Genomic DNA, 10,972 nt, shown 5'->3' on the forward strand with positions numbered 1-10,972 from the left:
GGCTGACACGAATGGTATGTCCTTCGAATGCAAGCCGACCGGCAATCTGTTCGGGGGACCAGCCTTCTTTTAACTGGGTGATAACGGCCTGCCGAAGCTTGGGAAGACGAATAAGCTTCCGCCGCCGCGCACGCCGAGCTTCAGCTTGCGGTTGTGCGATTACACCGTAGTCACCACTGAGATTCGACAGCTCGTCGTCGGTGTAAAAGTTCCGCTTTATGTCGCGATAGACTGTTGAGCGGTGTCTCCCAAGCTCGGTGGCAATTTAACTGATCGAAAATTTTGCGTTGAGCATGTCCTCAATGATGCGCCTCTCTCGCAAATCCAACTCAGTATGCGCCATGTCTGTTCTCCTTGCTCTTTCAGCAAGATAGAGGAGGTGTCGCAACCCATTCTAGAATGTGCCCGGCGTAAATGCGGACCACGCATAATAAGAATTATGTTGATTAAGCAAATGAAACGGACACGAGTATTGCATCGCATCTGATGGTTCTGTCGCAAACTGCGGACACGCCTATACTGCGAGGGAGGCGAATTGCTGGAAGCCCGTTATCCCATTCGCGGCGATTTGACCTTTACGGATCATGTGCGCGGTTTCGATCCCAGCGAGCGTCGCAGCTGCTGAGTGAAACGCTTTGAAGCCAAGTGTTGGGCGCGTGATCCGCTTGATGAAACGATGGTCCTGTTCGATCATGTTGTTCAAATATTTGCTCTGCATGATCCGGATCAACCGTCCGCTGCCCGTAAATTTGCGGATTAAGTTCACGGCCTGAAGCCCCGTCAAATTGGCGCCGCTCTTGTCGACGGCAACGCGATCAGGTGTGCCATTCTTTGAAATCGCACGTTTGAAGAAACGGCGTGCGGCAGCCTTGTCCCGCTTTGCAGAGTGCATGAAATCAAGGGTTCGGCCGTCCCGATCAACGGCACGATAAAGATAGGCCCACTGGCCTTTGACCTGGACATAGGTTTCATCCATCCGCCACGAGTTGGCTGTCTGACGCTTTTGCTTTTGTGCCTCGGCTGCGAGGTCTGTCGAAAGTTTCACCACCCACCTGTTCAGTGTCGCATGGTCAACATCGACACTACGCTCTGCCATGATCTCCTCCAGATCACGGTAAGAAACCGCGTATCTGACATAGAAGTACACCGCGTAAAGGATCACGCTCTAGGGACAATGCACCCCTTTAAAACTTGTCGCCAATCTGCCCGCCTGCTTTTTTGCGCAACGGCATATCGGCCATCACGCAGAAACGGAATACAAAGTTTGCGACAGAACCAGTAATGGTGGTGCTGCGGTCCACACGGCGGCGCTTGCCGCTGCGGACGCGCTCTTTGCTGCCGAACCAGAACTGACCGATCTCGACACCCGCGCTGGGGACGGTGACCTGGGGCAGAGCACGATGCGCGCTACACAGGCTGTCCGGGCGCTGTCATCGGACAGCTTCTCCTCTGCCGGCAACGGCTGCACGCTTGGCGGTTGCCCTGCGCAAGGCTATAGGGGGCAGTTTTGGTCCTTTCTACGCCAAGGCACTCCTGCGCGCGGCCCGTGCGGTCGGCGGGCATGGCACACTTTCGGCACGGGAGTGGGCCACCGCTTTCGATGAGGCGGTTACGGCGATCTGCGAACTCGGCGACCGCACCATGGTCGACGCCCTGCGCCCTGGCTCGGATGCATTCATATTCGCTGCCGAAGCGGGGCAGTCGCTGGAACAGTCTTGGGCGGAAGCGATCAAGGCTGCTGAGGTGGGCCATGAAGCGACTAAGGCCATGTGCGCCGGAGCAGGATGCGCCGCCTACCTTGGCGACAGGGCAGTTGGCATTCCAGACGGCGGAGCCGCCGCCGCCGTCGTCTGGATGAAGGCCCTTAAAGCACTCTGACCTGATACGGTGCGATCACGGGGGCGGCATAGTTCGGCCCCGTGGAATACTCACGAAATTTGAAACCGACTGACGCGCTAGACAAGCGCGGACTTTCGCCGCACGGCATTGCCATTTGTGGACTGCTCCTGTTTTAAAAGAGTTTTCCTCATGATTTTAATCTTTTTGCGTAGCGGTCATTTGTCCGGCCTTTTGGTGCGGTTCGTCTGACCGCTGGCCCTGATGAAGTCCGCGAGCTGGATCCCTATCAAGTTGTCGAGCTTTGACACTCTGGCAATGCCACGGGGTGTTCCGGCTGCGGCGGCAAAGATCATCATCATGTCGGTTGCCCTTGCAAAACAGGAGCAGTCCACAAATGGCAATGCCCATGGCGAGATCAGAAAATAAATAAAATTGACATCAGTTTCATTTTTGTACCAGCATAGTGTTGCTTGGAATTGTGTTGCAGAGAACCAAAAAAGTCTCGGCAAACATCTTACCAGCCCCGCGGTGGGCACCGACTGCCGACCAACTAACATTAGAGACATGGACAGAGCGTCCCGTATTCGACCAGAGAATAGCGAGAGAATGAATAGCCTTTCAATTCAGCCCGCGGAACACGACCGCGCTCAGAGCGAGTTCTGCAATTGGCTTGTCGGCGACCGGGAAAGCCTTCGTAAGGGAGAGCGCACAAGAAAGGATTTGATGGTGGCCTGCGCTGAGCTTCTTGCGTCAGAGCCATTTGATCGCCTCACAGTCTCGGGTCTGTGCAAGGCCGCAGGCGTCGCCCATGGAACTTTCTACGTCTACTTCGATAATCTGAACACGATCCTGGCCGAGGTGCTTGGCCTCTTTGTCGATTATGTTCAAATCCTGATACGGTCGGCCGCGCGGCAAGGCGAGGCACCCGTCCGTGATACCACTGCGGCCTATTACGCACTGTTCAAAGCAAATGCCGGGTTGATGAAATGCCTCATCATGGGCATTGACGCCTTTCCTGAGGCGCGTGCGACATTCCAGCGTCTAAACAACGATTGGGCAGAAATCGTTGTTCGGTCCCTGAAAAGACAGAGCCAGGCCGGATTTTCAAACGAAGACGAAATGATGCGTCGTGCTTATGCGCTTGGAGGCATGGTCGATCAGTATCTCACCGCCCTTTTTGTTACCGAAGACCCGTGGATCGCCTCTATCTCGCAGGACCCTGAAGCGGTGATCGCCACACTTACTGACATCTGGATGAAAGGCATGAAGGGATGAGCTTGCTCCAGGACGGGCACCTTTTGCCACTGGACGACATCGCGCAGCACCGGCAACAGGCTTGGGAACTGCAAAGCACTTATGTTGCCGAAAACTCGGCCTTCTACCAAAGGCTCTGGGACGGGCAAAGGCCGCCCGCCCGATTGGAGGACATTGCCGATTTGCCGTTCTCTGACAAGGCGGGGCTACGGCTGTCTCAGCCTGCATCGCTCCCCTTCGGTGACTACTTAGCAGCGCCACCCGAAAAGATCAGCCGGCTTCACCGAACATCGGGAACCACCGGACAAGCGATGAACCTTGCAATGAGCGCGCGGGATTGCGACATCACCGAAATCGTCGGTGGTCGGGCGCAATCTCTTGCAGGGCTGAAAGCAGGCACGATGGTAGTCCATTGCCTTAACTACCAGATGTGGATGGGCGGACTGACCGATCACCTGACTTTGGAGCGCACGGGCGCAACCGTCGTGCCATTCGGCGTCGGGTCGACTGAGTTGCTGATCAACACGATACTGGAAACCGGGATTTCCGCGATCTCCTGCACGCCCTCCTATCCCGCTGTTCTGGAACAGGTCATCGCCGCGAAATTCCCGCATCTTGTCCCCCGTGATCTCGGGCTAAAGTTGGGCCTTTTCGGGGGGGAACCCGGCATTGATGATCCGGGATTCCGCAAACGCCTGAGCGATACATGGGGGATGCAACCGCGCAATGCGAACTACGGCGTTTCGGATGTGTTCTGCAATTTCGCTTCTGAATGCGCATACGACACGGCGCTGCATTTCGTCGCCCATGATGTTCTACATGTGGAACTGATCGATCCAGACAGCGGCATGCCAAAGGAGGTTGCGGCTGGGAACGAAGGCGAACTGGTGTTGACCCATCTAGTTCGTGAATGCCAACCGCTCGTCCGGTTCCGCACGGGCGACATAATCCGGGTCGAGAACACGGAGACCTGCGTCTGCGGCTGTGCTGGCTTCCGGTTTCGGGTGATCGGTCGGTCGGACGACATGGTGGTCGTGCGGGGCCTGAACATGTTTCCGACCATGGTGGCCGCCTTGGTGGCAAGTTTTGAGGAATTGTCGGGCGACTATCGGATCGTTCTGGACGCGCCACCACCATATGACGTGCTTCCTGTGCAGGCAGAGATGGCCGCGGACGGACAGGATGACGGCACGCTATCGCGGCGTATCGAAGAGCGCTTCAAGCAAAAGCTGGGAGCGACGATCCGGGTGCAGATCGTCCCGCACGCGACATTCCCGCGAACCGAAGGCAAAACGAAACGCGTTATCAGGACCTATGAATGACAAGCTTTACTTATGAAACTATTCGCTCGGAAATGACCGCTGAAGGCGTCAGAACGATAGCACTCAACCGGCCGCATGCCATGAACGCCATGAACCGCCGCCTGATCGATGAGATCTCGGTTGCGTTTGACGACGCCAATCGCGACGCCAGCACCCGAGCCATAATCTTGACGGGTGAAGGGCGCGCTTTTTGCGCGGGCGATGATCGGCACGAGCATGTCCAGCCCGAAACCGAGAAAGAGGCTCGTGCCTTCGTTGACGTGATCCAGCGTGCGACGGTCGCCATCGTTATGGGGGCAAAGCCTGTCGTCGGTGCGATCAACGGTTGGGCCGTCGGCGGAGGTTTCGAATGGGCGATCAATTGTGACTTTCCGATCTGGGCAGAGAGTGCCAAAGGCTTTTTCCCCGAGGTGTCGCTGAACCTCTTTGTAACGGGCGCAGTGACGTCGATCCTACCCAGTATCGTCGGCCCAGTGAAGGCCCGCGAGATGCTGTTCCTCGGTCAGCGATATTCCGCGGCAGAGCTGAAAGATATCGGTGTTGCCTGGAAGGTGGTGCCGGATGACGCGTTGATGGCTGAGGCCGCTGCGGTGGCATCTCAACTGGCGGCGCTACCGACACTCTCCACTCGGGCGATGAAACGGGTGCTGAACCAGGCGACAGCCGGCGGACTGCACCAGGCGCTTCATCTGGAAACAGAAGCGACTGTTGCAGGGTTCCTCGACCCAGAAACGACCCGGCTGCTAAAGGATTTCTAGCGGCGAACCAGAAGGACTTGCTCTACGCTATCTAGGCAGACTTCTTGAATGAAAGAGCGGAATTGGTAATTTGGGTGGTTTTATGTTGCCAGAGTGATGGATTGGCTGTTCTACTCTCGAAGATTGTCCAGAGTTGCCGTTTTGCATTCCAGAACATTCGTACACTCAGGGATAGCCGATGATCCTTAACCAAAATCTCGACTGGTCGCAGGTTGCATTGTTGGACGAAGGCAGGGTTGGCGCTGCGTTCCAGTTGGCGTTCGGGAACCCGACAAAGGAACTGTTGCCTCCGGGCATGAGCATCTACAAATTCAACGGCTACCGGACGATAACGCGGCACAATCCGCCCCAGAAAACAGACGATATGAGCCCTTGGTGGTCGCCGACCAAGCCCTTCAAACATGACCCTGGACTGGACGAGAAAAGGCGCTTTGCCAGGATGGCGGGTGTGACGTTAAGGGAATACGGACGGATCACTTCAGCGGTAAGCGAGGACTGGAATTCACTGGCCTATGTTCTGGAAATCAAGTTGTCCGATCCAGTTTATGCTTGGTTCGGCGGCTTCAAAAGCCAGCCCCGGGTCCAGAACCCGACATCCTCGAACCGGCGCGATGCAACGGTTGAGGCGCGTGGCATAGGGAGCAGGCTGGCCGGCGGCGCGACGCAATTCTACATTCCCAACCTGAAATATGCACATGTCGGTGCCTATACTGTGACGCCAATTTAAGCGCAGCTTTGGGTGGAATAATCATTCCTTGACGTGAACGCGGTGCTTACCGACCGTCTGGCGAAGCGGTAGGTCAATCAACACTTTCAGCGTCAGGTAGGCCTCAATGGCGCTATCGGAGATGGTGTCGGGGCGACCGCGCCTGCCACTTCAGTCTGCGTTCCAAGACAAGTTCGGATTGAGCCAGATGGACAACGAGCCTCGCCGCTTCAGGGAGGCGTTATAGTCAGACCAATTCGTTTTGCGGTAAGGGGTGTTGGCAGGCTTTGACATGACAGCGAATCTAAATATCTGTAATCACAAGGAAAAACATTTACCGATATGCGCAATAAGATCAAGATTCACGGTCTTGACCCACAGGCCTACCTCACGGACACCGTGCGTCGTATCCATGACCATAACATCAATCGGTTAGACGAATTGCTCCCATGGAACTGGATTGCCGCGAACGCGCACGAAGTCTGACGTCCCCGCCAACAATTCCATGTGGCGCCGGTATTGACGCAAATAATGACTTCGCTTGAGATATCAGATCCATCCCAGGCGGGTGGTCCTAGTGGAGCCGTTACGATCAACAGGACTTGCAAATGTTACATCGAACACGTGATCGGCTCATTACACAACGAACAGAATTGATAAACCACATCCGCGGCCTTCTGGCGGAATATGGCGTTGTCATTCCGGTTGGTGCTTGTCAGTTCCGGAAAGACATCAGGAATGCTGTCGCTGAAGCAGGCCTGTCAACTCTGGCAAAGCAGAACTTCACTGCCCTGATCTCCGAATTCGAAGCGCTGGATAAGCGCGTCGATGAGATCGACAGAAAGCTCGTCATGATCTGCAGAAAGGATGCACGCTGTAAACGCCTATCGACCCTTCCCGGTGTTGGACCGGTGATTGCAACAGCAATGGTCGCTGCTATTGATGACGGACGGCACTTCTCGTCGGGTCGGGATCTTGCGGCTTGGATACGGCTGGTTCCAAGGCAGTATACGACTGGTGGCAAGCCTCGGCTCGGTGGCATAGGAAAACGGGGGAACCAATACTTGCGGCGCCAACTCATCCACGGTGCCAGATCCGTCTTGATCCGGATAGCAAGCCGAAATGATCAACGCGCGAAGTGGGCGCAAAACCTACTTGTACGGGCAGGCCACAACAAAACTCTTGTGGCCATCGCCATCAAGACCGCGCGCATCGCTTGGGCAGTGTTGCGCAGTGGAGAAGACTATAAAGCCGTATAATCACAGCAATAGGTGCCGGGCGTTCCGGCTTCTAGGAATGCGAGGTGAAACACGATGGTGTAACGGCAGGGGCCGCCGATTCAAAGCCTGTAAGGAGTGATGGCCATCAAAGGCCGGTCATCTTAGAAGGCACTGAAACCACGCGGATCCCATCGAGGCCAGAAGCAACTGAAATGCGTCAAGAAAGGCCGGATAGATTCACGCATCCAATGCCGCCGCTACTATCTTTAAAAACACCTTGCGCGGGGGGCGTCCATAGATCCACTCCTTGGTGGTTACGATGGGCCAGAAACCCTCTCTTATCAAATCAACCTAAAATGTCCCATTGGCGCTGACGGCTGACACTACTGGTAATGATTCCAGAGCCTAGGCTCAGGACTCATTGAGTTTCACAGCCAGAAGATAACGGTTGCCGCGAGTGCGATTGCTGAAAAGAAGGTTTGTGGACATCGGTCATAACGGGTCGCTACCCGCCTCCAGTCTTTGAGGCGACCAAACATTATCTCGATCCGGTTACGCCTCTTATACCTGCGCTTGTCGTAGCGGACGGGCGTTTTCCGTTTCTTCCGGCCTGGTATGCAAGGGCGTATCTTCTTGTCCTGCAACGCTTCTCTGAACCAATCGGCATGGTATCCGCGATCTCCGAGAAGCCACTGCACCTTGGGCAGCCTGCTGATGAGCGCACGCGCCCCGATGTAGTCGCTGACGGGGCCGGCAGTCAGGAACAGGTCAATCGGACGGCCTTGGCTGTCGCAGATGGCGTGCAACTTCGTATTTATGCCGCCCTTGGTTCTGCCGATCAGGCGCCCGCGCCCCCCTTTTTGACGCCCAAGCTGGACGCCGTACGATGGGCTTTCAAATAAGTTGCATCAATCATCACGGTCGTCTCCTCACCGTGCACAGCGGCCAGCCCCGCCATGATCCGCGCGAAGACACCCCGGTCGCTCCACCGCTTCCAACGATTGTAGAGCGTTCTCTGATTGCGGTCTTGTCAAGCGTGGGAAGTTGATGTCCGTCTGGGGTCATGGTTCTCTCCGAGGTCGCATTGAGCGCCTCATGATGGTTTTCGGCGGCGGATCGTCTCCAATGTCTTATGCGGGGTGTGGCCCTGGCCACCCCATGCTCTACAGCGAGATCGATCAACCTCCGTCCCGTCGGGACTGCGCTCCCCGCGTCAGACGCGAGAACTCAGATCAGGCGGTGGCCTCCTTTGTCCATTGATAGTCAGATCCATTTTTCCAGAGCGTCAGCATAAGCACTGCGATTTTGCGAGCCGTCGCGACGGCCGCCTTGCGGAAGCCACGCCGTCCCGCCAGTCGCGCAGCCCAGCTTTTCAGCCGCGAGAAACGTTTCACCTGATGGATCACGGATGACGCCGCCTCGAACAGTGTCAATGGCAGGTCAAAAATCCCCAGAATGGGCAAGTTAAAATTCCCCAGTTTGGCGTCCCGGTTGTCAGCGGGTTTATAGACTGGCAGCTCCATTTTTGATTTTGGGTGGGCGCCCTCTGCGCTTTGGAGGGGGCGGCGGCGCAATGGGTGCATTTGCACGCACATGTTCAGGGATGAGATCGGCATGACCACGTAGTCGGTAGCTTGCTCCCTCGATGTGCATGACGACAGCGTGATGGAGGAGACGATCCAGCAAAGCGGTCGCCACGACGGGATCTCCAAAGACTTCACCCCACTCCGCAAAGCCACGGTTCGAGGTCAGGATCATCGCGCCTTTTTCATAGCGCGCGTTAACGAGCTGGAAGAACAGATTGGCGCCACCTTGCGTGATTGGGAGGTATCCGATCTCATCGACAATCAGCAGTGAAGCGCGTGTGTAGAAGCGGATCTTCTCGATCAGCCGGCCCTCTCGTTCGGCTTTCGACAGGGCTTCGACCAATTCAGCCAGGGTGGCGCGATACACACTGCGCCCCGCTTTGACGGCTGCGACCCCAAGCGCTGTCGCCAAGTGGGATTTCCCTGTGCCCGGCGGCCCCAGAAAGTGAACAACCTCAGCTCTGCGAATGAAGTCCAGCTGCGCCAGAGCGGCCACCCGCTCTCTGTCGATCGACGGCTGGAAGGCAAAGTCAAAGCCCTCCAGCGTCTTGATCGGGACAAGGCGTGCTGTCTTGAGTGCGACATCAATCCGGCGCGTCTCACGCGTGGTATATTCCTCACTCAAGAGCGTGTCGATGGCTTCCAAGGCCGTGATTTCTCCTTGCTCGAGGCGATGCAGGGTATGATCAAGCGCCTCCAGCGCTCGAGGCATCTTCAGCCCCACCAGAGCGCCGCGGACGCGGTCCAGAAGCCCGCTCATCGCGACACCTGTCCGGTTGCAAGCCGACGCCCTACCGCGTCGTAAAAGTCGAGGGATCGGTGGAGGCCTGACGGCCGCTCCAAGCGCACGGCCTGCCGCTTCGGAGGGGCTTTGCGATGGCTCGGATCAACACGCCGTTGGTTTTTGCCCTCGAGCACAGGATGTCGGGCAATTTCCACCCCATGTTCGAAGATGCGGATATCCCGCGTATGGTTCTGGACCTCCAGCGTGCGTCTGCGTGCTGTATCCGGTACGCTGTAAAGGTTGCCATCGACCGAGATCATGCCGTCCTTGCTGACCCGGCGCTCCACACTGAGCACAGCATCATACGGCAGGACTGGTAAGGCGATCAGCGCCGGTTGCTCTAGGGCAAAGGCGTCATCAACGACACGGCCCGGGGTCGCATGAACACGCGGGTTGGCAACGGTTGCCCGCCATGCGGAGAATTGCGCATTCAGATCCTGTAAATTGCGAAAGCTGCGTGCCAGGAAGAAGTCTTGGCGGATGTACCGGAAAGGCCGCTCAACTTTTCCCTTCGTCTTTGCACGATAGGGTTTACAAGCCTTAGGGGCAGCGCCGTAATGCGTCAGCAAGGCCACGAGTGACCTGTTGTACGTCACCACACCTGCTGCGTCTTCGCCGATGACCGCCGTCTTCATCCGGTCATACAGGATTTCTTCTGGCGCCCCTCCCAAGGCCTCGAAGGCGGCGATGTGACATCGGAGGACTGTCTGCAGGTTCTGACTGTCGGCGAACCGGCCCCACATCCAGCGGCTATGTCCAAGGACCAGACTGAAGAGCCAGACTTTGCGCACTGTATCTGGCTCGTCGGTAAAGCAGACCGGAAACTCGGCGAAGTCGACCTGCGCCTGTTGACCTGGCGGGGTCTCGAACCGGCGTTCGAAAGGCACTTGGGCAGGTGGCCGGATCTCTCGCAAAAATCCCTTCACGGTGGAATAGCTGCCCTCATACCCAAGCTCCTTGATCTCACGGAAAAGGCGTCGCCCTGACAGCCTCGGAAACTGGGTCAAGCGCTCTTGCAAATAGTGCTGGTATCCATCCAGCTTGCTCCCACGAAGGGGGCGCGGCCCATAAATCGGCGGCTCAAGTCCAAGATCAAGGTATTTACGGACGGTCTTGCGATCGCAGCCCATCTGTCGGGCAATTGCACTTACGCTCAGCCCCTGACGCTTCAAATCATGTATCAACACAATGTCTCTCAGTTGGATCACCCGGCAATCCTCCCATCCAATAGAGAGCATTGCGGGGCAGATTTTGGCGAAAGCCAATTCTGAGGGGGCATGCCCCCTCAGAATTGCCCACTCAGTGCCTCAACTGGGGAAAATTCACTTGCCCGTTTTGGGGAGAATAAACCTGCCACTTACAAACAGTAGCCCGCGCACCGCACCGTCACCGCATTTCGAAACGCGCCCCGACCAATCCATCTCGCCGGACTGATGTCGCTTTGGCGTTAACCCAAGAAAAGCGCCCACATCGGACGTCCGGTTGAACCGACCCGGATCATCA

Annotated in this window: 10 protein-coding genes and 5 pseudogenes; 7 read left to right on the forward strand and 8 right to left on the reverse strand. The window is 56.7% G+C overall.

Annotated features, from left to right (window positions below):
• Positions 1 to 514: 514 nt before the first annotated feature.
• Complete coding sequence (locus N4A58_RS05595; protein WP_293708312.1) at positions 515 to 1,162, reverse strand: IS6 family transposase; 648 nt, start codon at positions 1,160 to 1,162, stop codon at positions 515 to 517.
• A gap of 218 nt (positions 1,163 to 1,380) precedes the next feature.
• Here N4A58_RS05595 and N4A58_RS05600 point away from each other — a divergent pair, with 218 nt between their 5' ends.
• Positions 1,381 to 1,878, forward strand: a complete 498-nt coding sequence (locus tag N4A58_RS05600) for a DAK2 domain-containing protein (protein WP_293708313.1) — start codon at positions 1,381 to 1,383, stop codon at positions 1,876 to 1,878.
• Positions 1,879 to 2,054: 176 nt separating this feature from the next.
• Here the strand turns inward: N4A58_RS05600 and N4A58_RS05605 are convergent, their stop codons facing one another.
• On the reverse strand, positions 2,055 to 2,198 hold the full coding sequence (locus N4A58_RS05605; protein WP_293708314.1) for a hypothetical protein: 144 nt from the start codon (positions 2,196 to 2,198) through the stop codon (positions 2,055 to 2,057).
• A 205-nt stretch (positions 2,199 to 2,403) separates the two neighbouring features.
• Here N4A58_RS05605 and N4A58_RS05610 point away from each other — a divergent pair, with 205 nt between their 5' ends.
• The 4 genes from N4A58_RS05610 (at position 2,404) to N4A58_RS05625 (ending at position 5,900) form a co-directional block, all read left to right on the forward strand.
• The gene (locus N4A58_RS05610; protein ID WP_293708315.1) at positions 2,404 to 3,114 is read left to right on the forward strand and encodes a TetR/AcrR family transcriptional regulator; all 711 of its coding nucleotides are present in this window, start codon (positions 2,404 to 2,406) and stop codon (positions 3,112 to 3,114) included.
• Positions 3,111 to 4,415 carry a phenylacetate--CoA ligase family protein gene (locus N4A58_RS05615; RefSeq protein ID WP_293708316.1) on the forward strand — a complete coding sequence of 435 codons (1,305 nt, stop codon included), beginning with the start codon at positions 3,111 to 3,113 and terminating at the stop codon, positions 4,413 to 4,415. The genes N4A58_RS05610 and N4A58_RS05615 overlap by 4 nt, the downstream gene beginning before the upstream one ends.
• Positions 4,412 to 5,173 carry an enoyl-CoA hydratase/isomerase family protein gene (locus N4A58_RS05620; RefSeq protein ID WP_293708317.1) on the forward strand — a complete coding sequence of 254 codons (762 nt, stop codon included), beginning with the start codon at positions 4,412 to 4,414 and terminating at the stop codon, positions 5,171 to 5,173. The genes N4A58_RS05615 and N4A58_RS05620 overlap by 4 nt, the downstream gene beginning before the upstream one ends.
• Before the next feature lie 178 nt (positions 5,174 to 5,351).
• Positions 5,352 to 5,900: a hypothetical protein gene (locus tag N4A58_RS05625; protein WP_293708318.1), complete on the forward strand. Its 549-nt coding sequence runs from the start codon at positions 5,352 to 5,354 to the stop codon at positions 5,898 to 5,900.
• 48 nt (positions 5,901 to 5,948) lie between these two features.
• On the opposite strand, the pseudogene N4A58_RS05630 reads toward N4A58_RS05625, so the two are convergent.
• Positions 5,949 to 6,173 (reverse strand): annotated as a pseudogene (locus N4A58_RS05630) (transposase); the annotation flags it as partial.
• 63 nt (positions 6,174 to 6,236) lie between these two features.
• Between N4A58_RS05630 and N4A58_RS05635 the strand changes: the two are divergent.
• Positions 6,237 to 6,365 (forward strand): annotated as a pseudogene (locus N4A58_RS05635) (transposase domain-containing protein); the annotation flags it as partial.
• Positions 6,366 to 6,472: 107 nt separating this feature from the next.
• Positions 6,473 to 7,138 (forward strand): annotated as a pseudogene (locus tag N4A58_RS05640) (IS110 family transposase); the annotation flags it as partial.
• Between the two features lie 389 nt (positions 7,139 to 7,527).
• Here the strand turns inward: N4A58_RS05640 and N4A58_RS05645 are convergent.
• From N4A58_RS05645 to N4A58_RS05665, 5 genes and pseudogenes are all read right to left on the reverse strand, one after another.
• A pseudogene (locus N4A58_RS05645) lies at positions 7,528 to 8,114 on the reverse strand (IS5 family transposase); the annotation flags it as partial.
• A 217-nt stretch (positions 8,115 to 8,331) separates the two neighbouring features.
• Positions 8,332 to 8,622: a hypothetical protein gene (locus tag N4A58_RS05650; protein WP_293708319.1), complete on the reverse strand. Its 291-nt coding sequence runs from the start codon at positions 8,620 to 8,622 to the stop codon at positions 8,332 to 8,334.
• Positions 8,603 to 9,445 (reverse strand): IS21-like element helper ATPase IstB, encoded by an 843-nt coding sequence (istB, locus tag N4A58_RS05655; protein ID WP_293708320.1) that lies wholly within the window; start codon positions 9,443 to 9,445, stop codon positions 8,603 to 8,605. The genes N4A58_RS05650 and istB overlap by 20 nt, the downstream gene beginning before the upstream one ends.
• On the reverse strand, positions 9,442 to 10,677 hold the full coding sequence (gene istA / locus N4A58_RS05660) for an IS21 family transposase (RefSeq protein ID WP_293708321.1): 1,236 nt from the start codon (positions 10,675 to 10,677) through the stop codon (positions 9,442 to 9,444). Before istA ends, istB begins: the two co-directional genes overlap by 4 nt.
• A 177-nt stretch (positions 10,678 to 10,854) precedes the next feature.
• Positions 10,855 to 10,972: pseudogene (locus N4A58_RS05665) on the reverse strand (transposase); the annotation flags it as partial.

This window comes from Donghicola sp., from assembly GCF_025210255.1.
GTDB lineage: Bacteria > Pseudomonadota > Alphaproteobacteria > Rhodobacterales > Rhodobacteraceae > Donghicola > Donghicola eburneus.

Coding starts and splice junctions, on each gene's coding strand:
- N4A58_RS05605 (WP_293708314.1), bottom strand. CDS start 2,198: ATGATGATGATCTTTGCCGCCGCAGCCGGAACACCCCGTGGCATTGCC.
- N4A58_RS05610 (WP_293708315.1), top strand. CDS start 2,404: ATGGACAGAGCGTCCCGTATTCGACCAGAGAATAGCGAGAGAATGAAT.
- N4A58_RS05615 (WP_293708316.1), top strand. CDS start 3,111: ATGAGCTTGCTCCAGGACGGGCACCTTTTGCCACTGGACGACATCGCG.
- N4A58_RS05620 (WP_293708317.1), top strand. CDS start 4,412: ATGACAAGCTTTACTTATGAAACTATTCGCTCGGAAATGACCGCTGAA.
- N4A58_RS05625 (WP_293708318.1), top strand. CDS start 5,352: ATGATCCTTAACCAAAATCTCGACTGGTCGCAGGTTGCATTGTTGGAC.
- N4A58_RS05650 (WP_293708319.1), bottom strand. CDS start 8,622: ATGGAGCTGCCAGTCTATAAACCCGCTGACAACCGGGACGCCAAACTG.
- istB (WP_293708320.1), bottom strand. CDS start 9,445: ATGAGCGGGCTTCTGGACCGCGTCCGCGGCGCTCTGGTGGGGCTGAAG.